The following is an 18,900-nucleotide window of genomic DNA, read 5'->3' on the forward strand; positions in this document are numbered from 1 at the left end:
ACCGGGCTACGAGGACCTGTGGCGTCGCGTGGCGCCGCAGGTTCTCGTAGCGCTGCTGCGCCGATACGGCACCGGCCAGTTCGACCTCTGCGAGGACGCGTTGCAGGAGGCGCTTCTTGCAGCCCATCGTCAATGGCCACGCGATGGTGCACCGACGGACCCTCACGCGTGGTTGCTGACCGTGGCGCACAGGCGGATGATCGACCGCATCCGCAGCGATCACCAGCGTCGGGAGCGGGAGCGCAGCTACTTCGACGTGTGGCATCCGCTCGCCGATGCCCCCGCCCCCTCGAGGGATGACGGCGTGCGGCTGCTGCGGTTGTGCTGCCATCCTGCCCTCACGCGCTCGTCACAGGTGTCGCTTGCACTGCGTGCGGTGGCAGGGCTGACGACCGCGCAGATCGCACGGGCCTTTCTTCTCCCCGAGGCGACCGTGGCGCAGCGCGTCAGCCGCGCGAAGGCGCGCATCCGTGCGGAGGGCGGCGTCTTTCCCGGCCCGACGGATGGCGTGGACCGACAGGAATCGGTGCTCGCCGTCATCTACGTGATGTTCACCGAAGGACACACGTCCAGCGCCGGTGCGAATGTGCATGACGTCAGATTGAGCGACGAAGCCATCCACCTCGGTCGCGAGCTGCATGAGGATCGCCCCGACGATGTCGAGGTGGCCGGTCTGCTGGCGCTGATGATGCTCACGGACGCTCGTCGGGCGGCGCGCACCGGCGCGCGAGGCGAGCTCATCCCCCTCGACGAACAGGATCGCTCGATGTGGGACCGTGCTGCGATCGACGAGGGCACCGCCATCCTCGACCAGGCGCTGGGTAGGGGCGCGCCCGGCCCCTATGCGATTCAGGCGGCGATAGCGGCGCTGCACGACGCTGCTGAGAACGCCGAGTCGACGGACTGGCTGCAGATCCTCGCGCTGTACCGCATGCTCGAGCAGTCCACCCAGAACCCGATCGCGACGATCAACCGGGCGGTCGCTGAGGCCATGGTGCACGGTCCGGCCGCAGGGCTCGCGGTCGTCGACGAGCTCGCGCAGAGCGGTGTCCTCGCCGACCATCGGCGGATCGCTGCGGTACGGGGTCACCTCCTCGAGCGGGCGGGTCGAGACGGCGAAGCCGTGGAGGCGTACCTCGCCGCCGCGCAGCTGACGCTGTCGATCCCGGAACGCGAGTACCTCCACGCGCGCGCGGCGCGGTTGCGCGACTAGATGGCCGTGATCGCCCTCCCAGCCGCGGGCAAGCCACGCCGCTTAGACTCTCGGTATGGCTCAGCGCAATACCTGGCAGCGTGAACGAGTGCGCGAAGCACTCGGCGACGCGCGCGGATTCGTGAGCGCGCAGAGCCTGCACGCCACCCTCCGCGGAGAGAACACCGGCATCGGCCTGGCTACCGTCTATCGTGCACTCGCCGGCCTCGCCGCCACGGGCGATGCCGACTCGCTGCAGAGCCCTGAGGGCGAGGCGCTCTATCGTGCCTGTTCGACCCAGGAGCATCATCACCACCTCATCTGCCGATCCTGCGGGCTGACCGTGGAGATCGAGGCGAAAGACGTCGAGCAGTGGGCGCATCGCACAGCGGCGCTTCACGGCTTCACCGAAGCCGCGCACGTCGTCGACATCTTCGGCCTCTGCACGCCGTGTGCGAACAAGCGAGACGCCGAGGGAGCGCCGACCGCGTGAGCGTGCTCACCCCGTCACGGCATGCACACCAGACGTCGCGCTCGCCGCGGTCGGCGTGGGTCGGGCTGGGCATCGGCGTCGGCATCCTCGCCGCGCTCTTCCTCATCGACGGGTTCCTGCCGACGCTGTTCACCGCGTCGCTGCCGACGCGGGCCGAGGACGGCCTGACGCTCGCACTCAGCGTGCTCATCGAGGCGCTGCCGTTCGTGATCCTCGGGGTCATCCTGTCGATCGTGGTGCAGGTCTGGCTTCCGGCCGACGTCATCCATCGCTGGCTGCCGAAGCGGGCGTGGGCCCGGCGCGCGGTGCTGTCGCTGCTCGGGATGCTGATTCCGGTCTGCGAATGCGGCAACGTGCCGTTCGCTCGCGGCCTGATGATGCGCGGCCTCGCACCCGCCGAGGCGCTGACGTTCCTGATCGCGGCTCCCATCGTCAACCCGATCGTGATCCTCACCACGCACGCCGCGTTCGGCTGGGACGGCGGCATCCTCGTCGCCCGTCTCGTCGGCGGCTACCTGATCGCCAACCTCATCGGCTGGCTCTACAGCCGGCACCCCTCGCCGAACGCGCTCCTGACCGAACGCTTCGTCGACACCTGCGATCGCGTGACGCACGAACACGGCACACCGGTGCGGCGCAGCCTGACGCAGTTCCTCGTCGAGCTGCGCGCGGTGATGCCGGCGCTGGTGATCGGATCGGCGCTCGCCGGAGCGGTGCAGGTGCTCATCCCGCAGGACGTGCTGATCGCGATCGGATCGAACCCGGTGCTGTCGATCGTGGCGATGATGGTGCTGGCGATGACGGTTGCCATCTGCTCCAACGTCGATGCGTTCTTCGCGCTGTCCTTCCTCTCGACCTTCTCCTCAGGAGCGATCATCGCCTTCCTGCTGGTCGGCCCGCTCGTCGACATCAAGATGCTCGCGATCATGCGCACCACCTTCACCACCCGCACTCTTGCCGGCATCGTGGGCGTGGTCGTGCTCGCGGCGTTCGCGATCGGGATCGGGGTGAACGTCTTTGTCTGATCACGCTCCCTCGCGCGCGCAGGCGCTCGGCTCCCGTTGGCTCGGCGTCGGGCTCGCGGCCGTCATCGCGGTGGTCACTCTCGGACTCGGCATCTCCGGTCGGCTGACGCTGTACATCAGTCCGGAGACGGTGTGGTTCGCGTGCGCGGCTGCCGTCCTCACCCTCGCCGGGGCGATCTGGTCGTGCACGCTCCCGCTCGGCAGCGAGGGAGATCACGGGCACGATCACGGGCATGACGCGGATGCTCCCGCCGGTGCTCCGCGTCGCACCCTCGCCCGCGTCGGCACGGTCTCGGCCGGCATCGTGGCGACCGGAGTCGTCGCTGCGGCCCTCGTGCTGCCGCCCGCGTCTCTCTCGGTCGACCTCGCGATGTCTCGTGCGAGGGTGGACACCACGCTGTTCGCCGGTGCGGATGACGTCACGCTCGGCGTCGCCGACACCACCACCTTCGGGGTGGGGGACTGGGCGAGCGTGTTCGCGACAGCCACCAGGCCCGAGGCGTACGACGGGTCATCCGTCACCCTCACTGGATTCGTGACGCCGGCCGACTCCCGCTCGGACGAGGTGCGGCTCACCCGCATGGTGATCACGCACTGCGTCATCGACGCGCAGCCGGCCGCGGTGTCGGTCAGCGCCGACGCCGGCACCTACGCGACTGGGCAGTGGGTGGAGGTCACCGGGACGGTGAAGGCGGATGCCGACGGCACACTGCGTATCGTGCCGACATCGGTGGTCGAGATCGACGAGCCGGGTGACCCGTATGAGTACTGACGAGGAGCGTCCGGAGGAGACGCCGGCCATCCCCCGAACGCGCGCCGAGATGCGCGCGGCGCGGGAAGCCGCCGAGGCGGCTGCGGCGGCAGAGACCCAAGCCAGCACTCCGGCCCCGGCATCCGACCCGGTCTCGGCATCCGACCCCGACCCGGCGCAGGCATCCGTCCCCGCGGCGGCACCGGAACCCGTCCCGGCATCCGACCCGGTCCCGGCATCTGCCCCCGACCCCGTCCCCGCCCCGGCATCCGACCCCGTGCTGGCCACTTTGTCGGCTGAAATCACAGTTGTCGGCCGAAACGCCGAGGTTCCGACCGACATTCGTGATCTGAGCCGACAAAGTGACGATGCTCGACGCGAGGGCATCCCGGCCGAGGGCGTTCCGCCGGAAGATACACCCCCCGCGAAAGCATCCCCTGTGCGCCCGAACCGTCGGTTCCTGGTCGCGCTCGCCGCCGTGGTCGGCGTCCTGGTGCTCGTCGGCGCCGGCCTGGGAGCCGCGAGCCTGGTGCAGGGGCCACGGCTGACCAGTACCCAGGTCGACCCGGAAGAAGCCATCGACTCCTCCGGCAGCAGGGTCATCCTCACCGCGAATCAGGCGCTCGCCGACATCGACCCCGCGCAGGTCACGGTCGAACCGGCTGTGCCCTTCACCGTCGATGCCGCCGGCCGCGGTGTCGGCATCCGATTCACGGTTCCCCTGGACGACTCGACGAAGTACACCGTGACGGTCAATGATGCGGTCGGTGTCGGCGGCGGCCCGAGCGCCGACCTGACCACGAGCTTCAAGACCCCGGCATCCAGCATCTATCTGCTGCGCCGCGACGCCGACGGCAAGGACAAGATCTTCCGCACCGACTTGAGCGGCGAGAAGGCCGTGCCGGTGTTCTCGCATGAGCGCATCAACGACTTCCGGGCGACGTCGACGCAGCTCGTCGTGTCGGTCGCCGAAGGCAAGGATGATCTCTCCCGGCTGCTCGTGATGGATCGCAACGGCAAGAACGAGCGCGAGCTGTCGCTTCCGGGCGAGGGGTACGTCGGCGCGATCCAGGTGTCCGAACGCGGTGGCCTCGTCGGCTACAGCTACTCCGATCGTGAGCTCAGCGACACCTCCGGCCGCGCCAGTGTGCTGGTGACGCAGTCATTGAACAGCGACGACAAGCCGCAGGTCGTCGAGGTCGGGGACAAGGAAGCGAGCATCTTCTCCTGGCAGTTCGTGCCGGACAGCGCGGCTGTGCTGTTCATCGACTTCGACGGAGCGCTCGCTCTCGTCGACCATTCCAGCGATGCGGGTGTGCAGTCGCTCGGTCTGGCCGCGACGATCCAGGGGATCTCGCGCGGCACCTACACGGCGATCGTGGAACGCGTCGACGGTGCCGTCGTCGAATTGAACCTCGCCGACGGGTCGGAGGAGCCGCTCGAGGCATCCGATCCCGACTACGGCATCGCGACGACCATCACCCCGTTCCCGGGCGGCACACTGCGTCACATCGTCGCCAGGAACGACGTCGGGATGCCGACCGGTCAGGCGATCATCCGCGTCGACGACAAGGGTGCGGCCGAGCCGCTCGTCGAAGTCGGATCCACGGACTCGATCCTGCAGGCGTGCGCCTCACCGAGCGGTCAGTACGCGGCGGTCGTGATCGCGCCGGAACTCGTCGACAATCCCTACGACGACATGCTGCTGCCGCTTCCGCGGACCCTGGAGACCCACCTCATCGACCTCGCCTCCGGCAAGGAACTCGTCGCACTCACCGGGTTCGACGCCTCCTGGTGCCAGACGGCTCCGCGGTTCTGATGGACGCAGGTGCGCTCCGGCGCGCCACCCGCGCCGAACTGAGCGGCCTCCCGCTCGAGGTCGCGCCGCGGTTGCTCGGGGGGCAGCTGCGCACCGTCGTGACTGCGGGGGATGAGCGCGTGGAGATGCGCCTGCGCATCACCGAGGTCGAGGCCTACCACGGGCACGGAACGGGCTCCGAGCCGGATCCGGGATCGCACGCGCGGATGGGGCGCACCGCACGAAACGCGACCATGTGGGGCGAGCCCGGTCATCTGTACGTGTATCTCAGCCACGGCATCCACTCCTGCGTCAATGTCGTCTGCGGGCCGGAAGGGCAGGCGGGCGGTGTGCTGCTGCGCGCGGGCGAGGTCGTCTTCGGGGCGGATGCCGCGGCCGCGCGCCGCGGCATCACCACGCCGCTGAGCCGCACGGCCTTGCGTGACCTCGCGCGCGGCCCCGGCCGACTCGGCCAAGCGGTGGGGCTCCGGCATCCGTTGCACGACGGCATCGACGCGATCTCGGGCATCGAGCTGCACGGGGCTCGGGCCGAGCTCTGGATGCCGCGGCAGCCCGTGGAGTGGAGTTCGGGTCCGCGGGTCGGCGTCGCCGGTGTCGCCGGAACCGCCGCTTTCCCGTGGCGGTTCTGGATCGCCGACGACCCGACGGTATCGCCATTCCGTTGGGGCCGCGGCGCCGCCGAAGCGGCCAGGTCTCTCGACTGATCGGCTCCCGCCCGGTTTTAGGCCCCTCCTCTTGGTTCACAGAGCGCAAACGGCTCGATAACCGGCTCGGATGCAGCCCTTTGCGCTCTTTGAAAGGTCGGCGACGGGGCAGCCGGATCACCGAGCGCGGCATCCGTGCTAAACTGACTCTTTGTCTGCGCACACTCCTGTGCGCAGTTCGTGTGCCGGCCCGCAAGGGCGGCGCGCAGACAAGGGATCTTGGGTGAGGCCGTCCGGTCTCACGGTAATGAAGGAGTCACATCATGGCAGCAGTGTGCCAGGTGACCGGAGCTGTTCCCGGCTTCGGACACAACATCTCGCACTCGCACCGCCGGACGAAGCGTCGCTTCGACCCGAACGTGCAGAAGAAGACCTATTTCGTCGCGTCGCTCGGCCGTAAGGTCACGCTGAACGTGTCCGCCAAGGGCATCAAGGTGATCGACGTGCGCGGCATCGAGAACGTCGTCAAGGACCTCCAGGCGAAGGGTGTGAAGCTCTAATGGCCAAGAAGGCTCAGGACGTTCGTCCGATCATCAAGATGCGTTCGACTGCAGGCACCGGTTACACCTACGTGACCAAGAAGAACCGTCGCAACACCCCCGACCGCCTGGTTCTGAAGAAGTACGACCCGGTCATCCGTCGGCACGTCGAATTCCGCGAGGAGCGTTAATCATGGCGAAGAAGAGCAAGATCGCTCGTAACGAGCAGCGCAAGGTCATCGTCGAGCGTTACGCAGAGCGTCGCGCCGAGCTGAAGAAGACCCTCGTCGACCCGAACGCGACCGATGAGGCCCGCGAGGCCGCTCGTGTCGGACTGCAGAAGCTGCCGCGCAACGCGTCGCCGGCTCGCGTCCGTTCGCGCGACGTCATCGACGGCCGCCCCCGCGGTGTCCTCACGAAGTTCGGCATCTCGCGTGTCCGCTTCCGTGACATGGCGCACCGTGGCGAGCTGCCCGGCGTGACCAAGTCGAGCTGGTAAGCATCGCTTTCTGAAAGGGGCGAGGATCTTCGGATCCTCGCCCCTTTTGCGTGTCCGCATCAGGCCACGGTCACGCCGGCGTGCGACACCGCCCAGTTCAGGGCGTAGTCCGCGATCTCCTCCCAGCCGTCCTGGCTGACGAGCCGGTGAGTGCGGCCGGCGTACTCCTTGTAGTCGACGGTCGCCGGGCTCCCCGAGGAGCGGTACTTCTTCACGATCGCGCGACCGATCGCCGGCGGCACGACATGGTCGATCTCGCCGGTGATCACGAGCAGGGGTGCGCGGTCCTTGCGCGCGTAGTCGACGTGCGTGACGCCGCCCTTCTCGTCGAGCACCGAGCTGACGCCCTCGAAGAACACGCGGTTGTAGGAGTTCACGGCGTACTCCTCCCACAGGGCATCGGATGCTGCGCGGGAGAGGTCGTTGCCGAAGGTGAAGTGGAAGTGCCGCTTCGACAGCGGCTTCGCTCCATTGATGCCGAACGGGTTCGACAGGATCGGCGTGCCGGTCCACAGGGTCGAGAGCGGGAGCGTCGTGATGCCGGCGGTCTGTCCCGGTGCGACGCCGACGTAGGCGGCGCCGAGTCCTCGATCGGCGAGCATCTGGGTGAGCACGCCGCCGAACGAGTGCCCCATGATGATCGGCTTCACCGGGAGGGCGCGGATGATGCGCTCGTAGTTGTCGGCGATCTGCTTCAGTCCGATGCCCTTGAGGGCCTCCGGGTTGCGGCGGATGTCTGCGACCGACCGGTCGTCGATCCCAGGCCACCCCGGGACGATGACCTCGTGGCCCTGTGCGCGGAAGCGCTCGGCCCAGGTGTTCCAGCTGGCCGGGGTCATCCACAGGCCATGGATGAGGACGATGGGGGTCTTCTCGGTGCTGCTCATGGTTCTTCTCCTTTTTCGGATCCCGGGTGTCGGGATTGCGTTACGCTGATAGTAGACCGAACGTTCTATCTACCGCAACCTATTCCCGAAATCGTGAAGATCCGGGAAACGGATGCCACGATGAGGGAGGACCATCATGAGCACCAGCATCCAGAAACCACCGAGCCCTGCCCGCACACGGCTGATCGATGCCGCCACGCGTCTCTTCTACGCCGAGGGCATTCACTCCGTCGGCGTGGACAGAGTGATCGAAGAAGCGGGCGTCACCAGGGCGACTCTGTACAAGCAGTTCGGCGGCAAGGAGAACCTCGTCCTCGCGTACCTGCGCAGTGAGGACGAGCTGCTGCGCGGGATGTTCGCCGCGGCGAGTGCCACGATCGCGGATCCGGGGCACCTGATGGATGCCGTGATCGACGGCATCGCCGCGGATATCCGTCAGCGTCACACGCGTGGGTGCCCGTTCATCAACGCGGCCGCGGAGTTCCCCGACGCGACGGGTGCCGTCCGGCAGCTCATCACCGAGCATCGAGAGTGGTTTCGCGCGACGCTGACGGAGGCCGCGGCTCTCGCCGGTCTCGACGACGCGGCCGCGGTCGCGGCATCCCTCGTCCTGCTCCGTGACGCCGCCCTCGTCGGCGGCTACCTCGACGGCGAGGAAGCGACGACCGCGTTCGAGCGCACCGCCCGATCACTGATCGAGAACCACACGCTCTGAGGGTTCGGTCGCCCGCAGAGGACCTCCCGCACACCGCGCGAAGCCTGCCCACGCACCCCGCCAGGCCCCCGGTCGGCCCCGAAATCTGTTGCCAGAGTGACGAATGTGGCGCGACACGCCACGGAATTGGCCAAAACCCGCGAAATGACGCGGAAATGTGGGTTGTCGTTGATACATTCAAGGCGGTCACTCGACCAGGAGCACCCGCTCCGACACCAACAACGATGCGACGGGAACCTCGTCGCTGGAGGATGACATGGCTGACAAGTCCATCACCAAGACCGAGCTCGTCGCGAGCATCGCTTCCGCCACCGGCCAGAGCCAGGCCACCGTCTCGGGTGTCCTCGACGCGCTCTTCGGCACTGTCTCCGACGCTGTTGCCAAGGGCAGCAAGGTCTCGATCCCGGGCTGGATCTCCTTCGAGCAGGTCGACACCGCCGCTCGTACGGGCCGCAACCCGCAGACCGGCGCCGAGATCAAGATCCCGGCCGGCAAGCGCGTCAAGGTGACCGCTGGTTCCAAGCTCAAGGCTGCCGTCAAGTAAGACTGCTCCTCTTCGAAGGCCGTCTCCGATCCGTCGGGGACGGCCTTCGGCGTTCCCTGGGATCGACAGCGGGCGCCGCCGGCGGCCGCCCCGAGCGGAACGCGACGCCGACCGCGCGGCTTAGGCTTGACAGGTGAGTTCCCCTGCGAAGTCGACCCGAAGCAGTTCGGCGTATCGCGTCGCCGGGATCATGGTTCTGGCGGCGGCAGCTCTCGCGGCGCTCGTCATCGGGCTGCTCGTGGGCGGCGGTGCGGCTCCTCTCCTGCTCGGCGACCCAGGGCCGTTGGTGCGCTGGGCGACGCCGCTCGCGAAAACGGTCATGAACGTCGGCGCAGCCGTGATGCTGGGCTCCCTCGTGCTGGCCCTCTTCGGCCTGCGCAGCGAGGAGAAGCCGTTCGACTTCGCGTTGAACATCGCGTCGATCGGAGCCGCGGTCTTCACCATCGCGTCCGGCCTCGCCGGCTTCCTCGCGTTCATGGCGGCGTTCAACCCAAAGCTCAGCATCGAGCGCGAGTTCGGCAGCCAGCTCGGTCGCTTCCTGCTGGAGCTGCCGCTGGGTCAGTCGTGGCTCATCACGACGATCCTCGGCAGCGTGATCACGGTGCTCGCCTTCGCGTGGCGCACCTGGACGCCCACCCTCCTCACTGCGCTTCTGGCCGCAGCATCTTTCCTCCCGCTCGCCACGCAGGGGCACGCCGGAGACCTCGCCGGACACAACGTCGCGGTCAACTCGATCCTGCTGCACACGATCGGCGCCGCGGTCTGGCTGGGCGGTCTGCTGCTCGTCGTGCTGCTGCGCGGGCGCCGTGACGTCGCCCTCCCGGCGCTGGTGAGCCGCTACTCGACTCTCGCGATCGCCGCCTTCGCCGTCGTCGCCGTCTCGGGCGTGGCGCGCTCAGTGGTGGCGCTCGGCGACTGGAACCAGCTCTGGACGCCGTACGGCACCATCCTGCTCGCGAAGGTCGTGCTGCTCGTCGCCATGGGCGCGCTCGGCGCCTGGTACCGCGCCCGCCTCATCCCGAAGCTCGCGGCCGAGCGTGCCGCCCGCTGGTTCTGGATGCTCGTGCTCTGCGAAGTCGGGCTGATGGGCCTCGCCTCGGGTGCCGCCGCAGCCCTCGCGCGCACTCCGCCACCGACGGGGGAGGAGTCGTTCGCGCAGACGCCCGCCGAGATCCTCACCCGCTCGCCGCTGCCGCCGGAGTTCACCCTCGACCGCTGGTTCACATCCTGGGACCTCGACGTCCTCTGGCTCGTCGTCGCCGGATTCGGGCTCTTCTTCTATCTCGCCGGCGCCTGGCGACTCCACCGGCGCGGCGATCGGTGGCCGATTCACCGCACCGTCTTCTGGGTGCTCGGGATGCTGATGCTGGTGTGGGTCACGGGCGGGCCGATCAACGCGTATCAGGAGTACCTGTTCAGCGTGCACATGCTCGGCCACATGATGCTCTCGATGGCGATCCCGCTGCTGCTCGTATCCGGCGCCCCGATCACACTCGCACTGCGCGCGGTCCGCAAGCGCGACGACGGCACCCGCGGCGGCCGTGAGTGGATCATGTGGGCGGTGCACTCGCCCTTCGCCCGCGTCGTCACCCATCCCTTCGTCGCCGCCGCGGTCTTCATCGTGTCGCTCTGGGCTTTCTACTTCACCGACCTCGTCCGCTGGTCGATGTTCGAGCACCTCGGGCACGAGTGGATGGTCATCCACTTCCTGACATCCGGCTACCTGTTCGTGATGAGCCTCATCGGCGCCGACCCGGTTCCTTACCGGCTGCCCTACCCCGGGCGCCTCATCACGCTCATCGCCGTGATGGCGATGCACGCCTTCTTCGGCATCGCGATCATGATGCAGGAAGGCCTGATGGTCGCCGACTGGTTCGGCGCGATGGGCCGCACCTGGGGGCCCGCGCCCATCGACGATCAGTACGTCGGGGGCGGCATCGCCTGGTCGATCGGTGAGATCCCCACGTTGATCCTGGCGATCACCGTCGCGATCCAATGGAGCCGCAGCGATACGAAACTGCAGCGCCGCCGGGACCGCCATGCCGACCGTACCGGCGAAGCCGAGCTCGAGGAGTACAACGCGAACCTGGTGGCGCTCGCCGAGCGCGAGCGACGTCGCGAGGAGCGCGCGGGGCGCTGAACGCCGGTCAGTCCGGTTCGGGCACGTCGCTCGGGGATCCGACCTTGATCGAGGCCGACCCATCAGGGAGGATCACGATCGTGCCGTTCACCTGGAAGGGCACATCCTCGGAGATCGGGTCCACAGAGCCGTCGAACAGCGACTTGACGTCGACGTCGATGTGGGCGACGGCATCCGCCGCGGGGATCATCCAGTGCGCGCCGTCCGGGGCGACGGTGACCTCCGGCTGCGCGGTGATCGTCCACTTCGGGGCGGACGCGATCCGGTTCGCCACCTCCATGCCGAACGGGCAGGCCGTGGGCTGCAGCACTTCCTGAGCCGTGCACTCGACGAGGAACTCCTCGACCCGTTCCTGCACGACGGCGACGAACTCCGCGGTCGGTTCGGTCTGCAGCTCGATGGGGGTCGTCGCCAGGGGGGCGTCCGCGAGCACGCTCACTCCGGGTGACGTCGAGATCGGCGTGTCGACGGTGACCGAGTACAGGCCGGGGGTGAACACCAGGAGCGGGAGCGGGTCGAGCGGTGCCGCCTCCGTACCCGCCACCGAGACCTGACGCCGGTCGATCTCGAAGCCGTTCACGGCGAACTGGTCGGCGCCGCGCACGGTCAGCTCGATGGCCGCGAGCGGGCTGGTGGAGAAGCGCCAGTTCGGTGTGACGCCCACCCACCCGTCCTGTTCGACGGTGAAGGTGGTGGATCCCTCGTGCTTGCCCGCCCGGTAGGACACGGCCACGGATGTGATGCCGTCGACGGTCTCCTCGGAGACGATCTCGGCTGCGGTGAGCGGCGCGAGCGCCGTCTGGCGCAGGAGGGCCTCGGAGGCCGCGGGGTCGATGCCGGCCGTCGCCAGCGTCTCGCGGTCGAGTGCGACACCGGGCACGTGGAGCGCATCTGCGGCGCGTCCGGACGAGAGGAGGTCGAGATAGCGCTCCACGAAGGCTGCAGGCCCGTAGAACTGCTGGTAGAGCGTTGCCCCGCCGGCGCCGATGGCGGCGATGAGCATCACGCCGACGAGGGCGAGGAGCGCGAGGTCGACGCCGAGACGGGAACGCCGAGGCGCTTTCGTCTCTACCGGCTTCATGGCGCCAGTCTAAGAGGGCGGCCTGAGACGATGCCGAGCGTCGCGGGTGTCGGGCGGATACCGAGGTGCCGCCGCGCCGTAGCATGGATGGGCATCCGCATCCGCCCGCTCCCCGTGAGAGATCCGTGTCCCTTCCCGCCCTGTCCGAGGAACAGCAAGAGCTGTTCCGTCTCATCGAGGACACCAGCGAGCACGTCTTCATCACCGGACGCGCCGGCACCGGCAAGTCGACGCTGCTGCAGCATTTCGCGTGGAACACCAAGAAGCAGATCGCGATCTGCGCGCCGACCGGAGTGGCGGCGCTCAACGTCGAGGGGCAGACGATCCACTCACTGTTCCGTCTGCCGATCGGCCTCATCGCCGGCGGCGACATCGATCAGAACGACGCCACCCGACGCATCCTGAATGCGATCGAGACGCTCGTCATCGATGAGATCTCGATGGTGAACGCCGATCTCATGGACGCAATCGACCGTTCGCTGCGACAGGCTCGAGGCCGTCGAGGAGAACCGTTCGGGGGCGTGCAGGTCGTGATGTTCGGAGACCCGTACCAGCTGGCTCCGGTGCCGCCGCGCGGCGACGAGCTGCGGTACATCAAGGATCACTACCGATCGTTCTGGTTCTTCGATGCGAAGGTGTGGGCCGGGTCGTCGGATGCCGAGGGCGGACTCTTCGACCTGGGGCGACATGGTGCCGAGCTGCACGTCCGCGAACTCGTGCAGATCCACCGCCAGTCCGACGACGGATTCAAGGCGATGCTCAACGCCGTGCGATACGGGCGGGTCACCGCCGAGATCGCCGGTGTGCTGAACACGCAGGGCGCGCGGACTCCGCCGGATCCCGACCCGGGCGAGACGCCGATGATCACCCTCGCCACGCGCAACGACATCGTCAACAACATCAACGGGCGCCACCTCACCGCGCTGCCGGGCAAGGAGCAGACCGCGCGCGCCGAGGTCTCCGGCGACTTCGGCCGCGGAGAAGCGGCGCTGCCCGCCGAGGCCGAGCTGAAGCTGAAGGTCGGCGCGCAGGTGATGTTCCTGCGCAACGACACATCGATGTCCGGGGAGCCGCCGCGCTGGGTGAACGGCACGATCGGCACCGTGACCCGCATCCTCGGCGGCGCGGTGCGCGTCGACATCGACGGCGAGGAGGTCGACGTCGAACCGGCCGTTTGGGAGCGGTATCGCTACGCCTACGAGCCGTCGACCAAGAAGCTGAGCCGCGATGTGGTCGCCGAGTTCACGCAGTTCCCGCTTCGGCTGGCCTGGGCGGTCACCATCCACAAGTCGCAGGGCAAGACCTATGAGCGCGCGATCATCGATCTCGGCTCGGGGGCGTTCGCGCCGGGACAGACCTACGTGGCGCTGAGCCGACTCACGTCCCTGGACGGCCTCTACCTGTCACGGGCGCTGCGGCCGAGCGACATCCGTGTCGACGAAGACGTGCGCCGATTCATGCGGGAGGCGTATCTCGCGGCATCCACTCCGGAGATCCCGAAGTCCTGACCTTTCCGCGCGCCGACGAGGCGAGCGTCAAGCGGCCGCGCGGGCGCGGTCGAGGTCCTCGAACAGCTCGGTGTTGAAGCGGTAGGCGAGGAGCACCTCGTCGATCACGCGTTCGCGCTCGGCCTCGTCCCACGGGGCGGCGTCGAGCTGCTCGCGGTAGACGTCCTTGAAGGCGGACGGGTCGGCGATGTCGTCGAAGAGATAGAACCCGACGCCGTTGGTCTGGAACCCGAATCGACGTGCCATCACTCGGCCGATGAAGACGCCGCCGGAGAGATCGCCGAGGTAGCGCGTGTAGTGGTGGGCGACGAAGCCGCCCGGCCACGTCGCGCCGACCTGACGGATCCGATCGACGTAGCGCCGCGTGGTCGGGAGGACCGTGATCCGTTCGCGCCAGTCCGGGCCGACGAGGAACTCGAGGTCGGCCTCGAGTGCGGGCAGGCGGGTGAGCTTGTCGCTGAGGAAGACGGATGCCACGGCATCGTGGCGCATCCGCTCGGCGGCGCTCTCCAGAGCCTCGTAGATGAAGTAGTGCTGCGCGACGAGCGCGGTGTAGTCATCACGCGATGCGTCGCCGCTCAGGAGGCTGGCCATGAAGCCGGCGTGCTCGCTGGTGGAGTGCGATCCGGAGGAGCGCTCGCGCAGGGCCGCGGAGAAGGAGAGGAGCTCGGACATGGCCCCAGTGTAAGGCTCACCTAACTTCCAGCCAACCCTTTGGCTGGACTGAGACTTCAGGCGTGCGGGCGGGGCTCGATGCCCAGCCGTGCGCACGCGGCGTCATAGATCGCGACGACCTCGCGCCGCACGGCCGGTCGATCCGAGATCCGGCCGCCCGGCCATGCCACCCGCAACTCGCTCACGGCTGCGTCGCGCGTGACTTCCCAGACGCCGCCGTCGCCGTCGAACCCGATCATCACGGCATCCGTCACGGCGCCGTCTCCGGTATCCGCGAACGCGCGAGCGATGAGACGGTTGTCATCGGCATGATCGCCGTTCATGTGGCGAAGGACGGGGGTCACCACGTCGGCATCGAAGATGTGCGGCACGAACTCACTGTACGGGTGTGCCGGAGACCCCTTCCGATGTGATCTCTCAGGATCCGCGTTCTAGACTCGGGGAACACGTCTCCGGGGGTTACATCCATGCAGCTTCTCTCGTCGCGCAAATGGCGCGCGGCCGCGGCCGGTGCCGCCGCACTCGCGCTCATCCTCACGGGCTGCGCGCCCGGCGACAGCACCTTCACCTACACGCCACCAGCGCAGGTCGACGGCGACCTCGCCGAAGAGACGGTCGTGCCCATGCAGGACGCCGTCAACGCCGCCATGGCGGCGGCGGGAGCATCCGGGGCCATCGTCGGCGTCTGGGTTCCGTGGAGCGGCAGTTGGGTCGCCGCCACGGGGACACAGGAGCCGGGCGGAGCCGAACTCAGCACCGACATGTCGTTCCGAATCGCCGACGTCACTCGTCTGATGACCTGCGACGTGCTCTACGGTCTCATCGACGATGGTGTCGTGAAGGCGGACGCCAAGGTGCCCGCCTACGTCTCCGGCGTGGCCGATATGAAAGACGTCACTCTCCTCGACCTCTGCAACGGCACCAGTGGGGCCGGTTCGTCAGAAGACGTCGTGAAGTCCTCCTGGCTGAACACTCCGGAGCGCGAATGGTCGCCGCTCGAACTCGCCAGTTACGGGCTCGGCCGCGCTCGGGTTCCGGCGCACACCACCTACCGTGACTCCGACGCGGGCTATCTCCTGCTGGGCCTCGCCCTCGAGCGCGCCTCCGGGATGAGCGCATCGGCGCTGATCGCCAAGTACGTCACCGGCCCCCTCGATCTCAAGAACACGTCGCTGCCCGGCAGGACGGCGGCGCCGCCGTCGACGGGACCCGTGCTGAACGGCCACTACTCCAACCCCGTCGAGGGTGGATTCGACTGCGCTGCTCCCGCGGACATCACGACGCTGTCGGCGAGTTCCGGCTACACCGATTCCGGAGCGGTCTCCACGATCACCGATCTCGGTCGCTATGCGCAGGCGGAAGCCGCACAGGTGCTGCGGTCGAAGAAGACGCCGGACCGCTTCGCCGCTCCGCTGCCGGCCTACGACGGCGCCCCCTCCTGGCATCAGGCGACGGGCGGCGCCCAGATCGTCGGATCGATGATCGGGCAGCACGGCTGGACCCCCGGTTACGCGACAGCGGCCTATGCGGATCCGGCGACCGGCTTCACCGTCGTCGTGGTGCTCAACAACTCCACGACCGGCGGCAGCATCGCCGGAAACCTCGCTTGGGAGCTCGCGGCGATCGCCTCCAAGGCCCCGGCGGCTTCCGGCCAGACCGTCCCGGAGTTCGGCCTGCCGTTCACCGCAGAGCAGTTCCACCAGGCGATCGCGGAGCGGGCGCTGCCCTGTGTCGCACCGCCGGCGGAGGAGCCCGCAGAAGAGCCCGAGGGCTGAGCCGTCTGAGCCGAGCCGCCCGCTGGGCGGAATGTGAAGGGGTGGCGCGATGGCGATCATCGACAACGCGATCTACGTCAACGGCATCCGCACGGAGAATCCGCAGAGCCTGAGTGAGACGTTCGAGCGGATGCGCGAACGCGGCGGCATGAGCTGGATCGGCCTGTACCGACCGAGCGCGCAGGAGATCCGCGAGGTGGCCGATGAATTCGGCATCCACCAACTGGTCGTGGAGGATGCCCTCGCCGGCCATCAGCGGGCGAAGCTGGAGCGCTACGGCGAAGTGCTCTTCATGGTGCTCCGCCCCGCCCGCTACCTCGATGCCGTCGAGGAGGTGGAGTTCGGCGAGGTGCACGTGCTCGTCGGACCCGACTTCGTCGTCACCATCCGGCATGCGGAGTCGCCCGACCTCGGGCGGGTGCGCCAGCGGTTGGAGGGCGACCCCGAGCTTCTCGCTCGAGGCCCCGAGGCGGTGCTCTACGCGATCCTGGATGAGGTCGTCGACGAGTACTCGCCGGTGCTCGCCGGACTCGAGAACGATATCGACGAGATCGAGAGCCAACTCTTCGAGGATGACGTCGACGCCACGCAGCGCATCTATGAGCTGGGTCGCGAAGTGATCGACTTCCAGCGTGCGACGCAGCCGTTGTCCGGGATGCTCGATGCGCTGTTGCGCGGATCCGAGAAGTACCAGGTCGACGTGGAACTGCAGCGCTACCTGCGGGACGTGCTCGACCACACCCTGCGGGTCACCGACCGCGCCACGACCTTCCGCACGGTGCTGGACAACGCGCTCACCGTCGAGTCGACGATCGTGGCGCGCCGGCAGAATGAGGAGATGCGACGGATGACGGAGCTGAGCATCCGTCAGAACGACGAGGTCAAGAAGATCTCGGGCTGGGCGGCGATCCTGTTCGCGCCCACCCTGATCGGCGGCATCTACGGCATGAACTTCGACGTCATGCCCGAGCTGCACTGGGCGTGGGGGTATCCGATGGCCATCGGCCTCATGCTCGCCATGGGGATCGGACTGTACGCGGTGTTCAAGCGCAAGGGCTGGCTGTAGAAGCTCTCGTGTCAGAAGAGCGGCGCCGGGAGTGCACCCTCGAGTTCGAGCAGGGCGCGCTTCGTTTCGAGCCCGGCGCCGGTGTCGCCGCCTGAGTATCCGCCCAGGCCGTCGCTTGCCAGCACTCGGTGGCACGGAACGATGATCGGGATCGGATTCGCGCCCATGATCGCGCCGATGCCGCGGGCCGGCACGCCGGTGCCGCTCAACGCCGCGAGCTCGCCGTAGGTGACTGCTTCGCCGTAGCCGACGCCCTCGAACAGGGTCGTCAGCACCGCGCGCGTCGTGGCGGACTGCTCTCCGAGATCGACCGGCACCGTGAAGTGCTGCAGTTCGCCGGAGAAGTAGGCCGTCAACTGCTGCAGTGCCTCAGTCAGCAACGGGTCGGGTTCATCGGAGGCGTCGTCGGGCCGCGTCGGCCGCCAGCTGACGCGGGTGATCGCCGCGCCATCGGACACCACGCCGATCGTGCCGACCGGCGTCTGCAGCGTGCCGAAGTATCGCATGTGCTGAGCCTACGGTCCGTCTCCGACATCCGCGGAGCTGCCGCTCGTCCGCGCGGCGCACCAGCAGCCCCGCGAACTTGCCGATATATTGTCGACGCGTCGGAGGCGGGTGTGCCGGCCGAGGCACGAGGGCGGCGGTGCGACCGTCCTCATCATCACCTGACAAGAAACGAGCATTCTCATGACCGGTACAGCACGAAAGGTGGTCGCGGAAGCGGTCGCCACGTTCCTCTTCGTCTTCAGCATCATCGGTGCGATCAACAGCGGAAGCCCTCTGACGACCCTCGCGATCGGTCTCGCGCTCGCGGTACTCATCTACTCGGTCGGTCACATCTCGGGCGCTCATCTGAACCCGGCCGTCTCGTTCGGCGTCTTCCTGCGCGGTGGCATGAGCGTGGTCGACCTGATCGCGTACGTCATCGCACAGTTCGTCGCTGGCGCGCTCGCGGCTCTGGTCAGCAGCGTCGTGTGGCCGGCAGGCGAGAAGGCGATGGTCATCGAGGTCGGCCCGGCGTTCCTGGTCGAAGCGCTGTTCACCTTCGTGCTCGTGTGGGTGGTGCTGAACGTCGCGACCACCAAGGCGAACGACGGCAACTCCTTCTACGGTCTCGCCATCGGCGGCACGGTCTTCGTCGGCGCGACCACGGTCGGAGCCATCTCGGGCGGCGGCTTCAACCCCGCGGTCGCTCTCGGTCTGTCCGTCAGCGGACACTTCGCGTGGAGCTCGCTGTGGCTGTACATCGTCGCGCCGCTCGTCGGTGCTGCCTTGGCTGCGCTGCTCTTCCGCGTGATCAACACCGACGACGCGAAGAAGATCGCCGGCGAGTAAGACCTGCAACGAAGAACGCCGCGTGCTCTCACGAGTACGCGGCGTTCTTCGTTGCAGCGCTGTCGCGGTGCGGTCAGCCGGAGAAGAGGCCCCAGGCTCTTCACCTGCCGGGGTAGGCATGTTACTTTAACCGCGGGGAGGCGACCCTCTCCGTCGGAAGCCTATTCGGGGGGAACACTATGTGCAGAGACACGTCATGGGGACTCGCTTTC

The 18,900-nt window shown here is 68.0% G+C and carries 21 protein-coding genes; 16 read left to right on the forward strand and 5 right to left on the reverse strand.

What is annotated here, in order from left to right; all coding sequences use genetic code 11:
* Positions 1 to 28 precede the first annotated feature (28 nt).
* The 9 genes from LTA6_RS07020 (at position 29) to rpsN (ending at position 6,962) form a co-directional block, all read left to right on the forward strand.
* Positions 29 to 1,213 (forward strand): RNA polymerase sigma factor, encoded by a 1,185-nt coding sequence (locus LTA6_RS07020; RefSeq protein WP_407359045.1) that lies wholly within the window; start codon positions 29 to 31, stop codon positions 1,211 to 1,213.
* Between the two features lie 55 nt (positions 1,214 to 1,268).
* Positions 1,269 to 1,685 carry a transcriptional repressor gene (locus LTA6_RS07025; protein WP_341976879.1) on the forward strand — a complete coding sequence of 139 codons (417 nt, stop codon included), beginning with the start codon at positions 1,269 to 1,271 and terminating at the stop codon, positions 1,683 to 1,685.
* A complete protein-coding gene (locus tag LTA6_RS07030) occupies positions 1,682 to 2,710 on the forward strand; it encodes a permease (RefSeq protein WP_407359046.1) in 1,029 nt (342 codons plus the stop codon). Before LTA6_RS07025 ends, LTA6_RS07030 begins: the two co-directional genes overlap by 4 nt.
* Positions 2,703 to 3,482, forward strand: coding sequence for a TIGR03943 family putative permease subunit (locus LTA6_RS07035; RefSeq protein ID WP_341976881.1), 780 nt, complete (start codon positions 2,703 to 2,705; stop codon positions 3,480 to 3,482). Before LTA6_RS07030 ends, LTA6_RS07035 begins: the two co-directional genes overlap by 8 nt.
* Entirely contained in the window at positions 3,472 to 5,280 is a 1,809-nt protein-coding gene (locus LTA6_RS07040; protein WP_407359047.1) for a hypothetical protein, read from the forward strand. Before LTA6_RS07035 ends, LTA6_RS07040 begins: the two co-directional genes overlap by 11 nt.
* Complete coding sequence (locus LTA6_RS07045) at positions 5,280 to 5,984, forward strand: DNA-3-methyladenine glycosylase (protein WP_407359254.1); 705 nt, start codon at positions 5,280 to 5,282, stop codon at positions 5,982 to 5,984. The genes LTA6_RS07040 and LTA6_RS07045 overlap by 1 nt, the downstream gene beginning before the upstream one ends.
* Positions 5,985 to 6,247: 263 nt before the next feature.
* Positions 6,248 to 6,484 (forward strand): 50S ribosomal protein L28, encoded by a 237-nt coding sequence (rpmB, locus tag LTA6_RS07050; protein WP_341976884.1) that lies wholly within the window; start codon positions 6,248 to 6,250, stop codon positions 6,482 to 6,484.
* Positions 6,484 to 6,654, forward strand: a complete 171-nt coding sequence (rpmG, locus tag LTA6_RS07055) for a 50S ribosomal protein L33 (protein ID WP_102193483.1) — start codon at positions 6,484 to 6,486, stop codon at positions 6,652 to 6,654. Before rpmB ends, rpmG begins: the two co-directional genes overlap by 1 nt.
* A gap of 2 nt (positions 6,655 to 6,656) precedes the next feature.
* A complete protein-coding gene (rpsN, locus tag LTA6_RS07060) occupies positions 6,657 to 6,962 on the forward strand; it encodes a 30S ribosomal protein S14 (protein ID WP_017829734.1) in 306 nt (101 codons plus the stop codon).
* A gap of 59 nt (positions 6,963 to 7,021) precedes the next feature.
* On the opposite strand, the gene LTA6_RS07065 is transcribed toward rpsN, so the two are convergent.
* Entirely contained in the window at positions 7,022 to 7,849 is an 828-nt protein-coding gene (locus tag LTA6_RS07065) for an alpha/beta hydrolase (RefSeq protein WP_341976890.1), read from the reverse strand.
* Positions 7,850 to 7,985: 136 nt separating this feature from the next.
* Here LTA6_RS07065 and LTA6_RS07070 point away from each other — a divergent pair, with 136 nt between their 5' ends.
* The 3 genes from LTA6_RS07070 (at position 7,986) to LTA6_RS07080 (ending at position 11,248) form a co-directional block, all read left to right on the forward strand.
* Entirely contained in the window at positions 7,986 to 8,564 is a 579-nt protein-coding gene (locus LTA6_RS07070) for a TetR/AcrR family transcriptional regulator (protein ID WP_407359048.1), read from the forward strand.
* A 256-nt stretch (positions 8,565 to 8,820) separates the two neighbouring features.
* Positions 8,821 to 9,108 carry an HU family DNA-binding protein gene (locus LTA6_RS07075; RefSeq protein ID WP_033105720.1) on the forward strand — a complete coding sequence of 96 codons (288 nt, stop codon included), beginning with the start codon at positions 8,821 to 8,823 and terminating at the stop codon, positions 9,106 to 9,108.
* A gap of 190 nt (positions 9,109 to 9,298) precedes the next feature.
* Positions 9,299 to 11,248, forward strand: a complete 1,950-nt coding sequence (locus LTA6_RS07080; protein WP_407359255.1) for a cytochrome c oxidase assembly protein — start codon at positions 9,299 to 9,301, stop codon at positions 11,246 to 11,248.
* A gap of 7 nt (positions 11,249 to 11,255) precedes the next feature.
* On the opposite strand, the gene LTA6_RS07085 is transcribed toward LTA6_RS07080, so the two are convergent.
* Positions 11,256 to 12,329, reverse strand: coding sequence for a hypothetical protein (locus LTA6_RS07085; RefSeq protein ID WP_341976897.1), 1,074 nt, complete (start codon positions 12,327 to 12,329; stop codon positions 11,256 to 11,258).
* 125 nt (positions 12,330 to 12,454) lie between these two features.
* Here LTA6_RS07085 and LTA6_RS07090 point away from each other — a divergent pair, with 125 nt between their 5' ends.
* Positions 12,455 to 13,837, forward strand: a complete 1,383-nt coding sequence (locus LTA6_RS07090; protein ID WP_341976899.1) for an AAA family ATPase — start codon at positions 12,455 to 12,457, stop codon at positions 13,835 to 13,837.
* A 27-nt stretch (positions 13,838 to 13,864) separates the two neighbouring features.
* Here the strand turns inward: LTA6_RS07090 and LTA6_RS07095 are convergent, their stop codons facing one another.
* Together LTA6_RS07095 and LTA6_RS07100 are read right to left on the reverse strand one after the other, a co-directional pair.
* A complete protein-coding gene (locus LTA6_RS07095; protein ID WP_407359049.1) occupies positions 13,865 to 14,512 on the reverse strand; it encodes a heme oxygenase (biliverdin-producing) in 648 nt (215 codons plus the stop codon).
* Between the two features lie 56 nt (positions 14,513 to 14,568).
* A complete protein-coding gene (locus LTA6_RS07100; protein WP_407359050.1) occupies positions 14,569 to 14,883 on the reverse strand; it encodes a DUF2470 domain-containing protein in 315 nt (104 codons plus the stop codon).
* Positions 14,884 to 14,979: 96 nt separating this feature from the next.
* Between LTA6_RS07100 and LTA6_RS07105 the strand changes: the two genes are divergently transcribed.
* Together LTA6_RS07105 and corA are read left to right on the forward strand one after the other, a co-directional pair.
* Entirely contained in the window at positions 14,980 to 16,287 is a 1,308-nt protein-coding gene (locus tag LTA6_RS07105; RefSeq protein ID WP_407359051.1) for a serine hydrolase, read from the forward strand.
* 49 nt (positions 16,288 to 16,336) lie between these two features.
* On the forward strand, positions 16,337 to 17,353 hold the full coding sequence (corA, locus tag LTA6_RS07110) for a magnesium/cobalt transporter CorA (protein ID WP_341976907.1): 1,017 nt from the start codon (positions 16,337 to 16,339) through the stop codon (positions 17,351 to 17,353).
* Between the two features lie 11 nt (positions 17,354 to 17,364).
* Here the strand turns inward: corA and LTA6_RS07115 are convergent, their stop codons facing one another.
* Positions 17,365 to 17,859 carry a methylated-DNA--[protein]-cysteine S-methyltransferase gene (locus tag LTA6_RS07115; RefSeq protein WP_341976909.1) on the reverse strand — a complete coding sequence of 165 codons (495 nt, stop codon included), beginning with the start codon at positions 17,857 to 17,859 and terminating at the stop codon, positions 17,365 to 17,367.
* Positions 17,860 to 18,040: 181 nt separating this feature from the next.
* Here LTA6_RS07115 and LTA6_RS07120 point away from each other — a divergent pair, with 181 nt between their 5' ends.
* Positions 18,041 to 18,688 carry an aquaporin gene (locus tag LTA6_RS07120; protein ID WP_341976911.1) on the forward strand — a complete coding sequence of 216 codons (648 nt, stop codon included), beginning with the start codon at positions 18,041 to 18,043 and terminating at the stop codon, positions 18,686 to 18,688.
* Positions 18,689 to 18,900: the final 212 nt, after the last annotated feature.

The sequence above is a fragment of the Microbacterium sp. LTA6 genome (genome assembly GCF_045690355.1).
Taxonomy (GTDB): Bacteria; Actinomycetota; Actinomycetes; order Actinomycetales; family Microbacteriaceae; genus Microbacterium.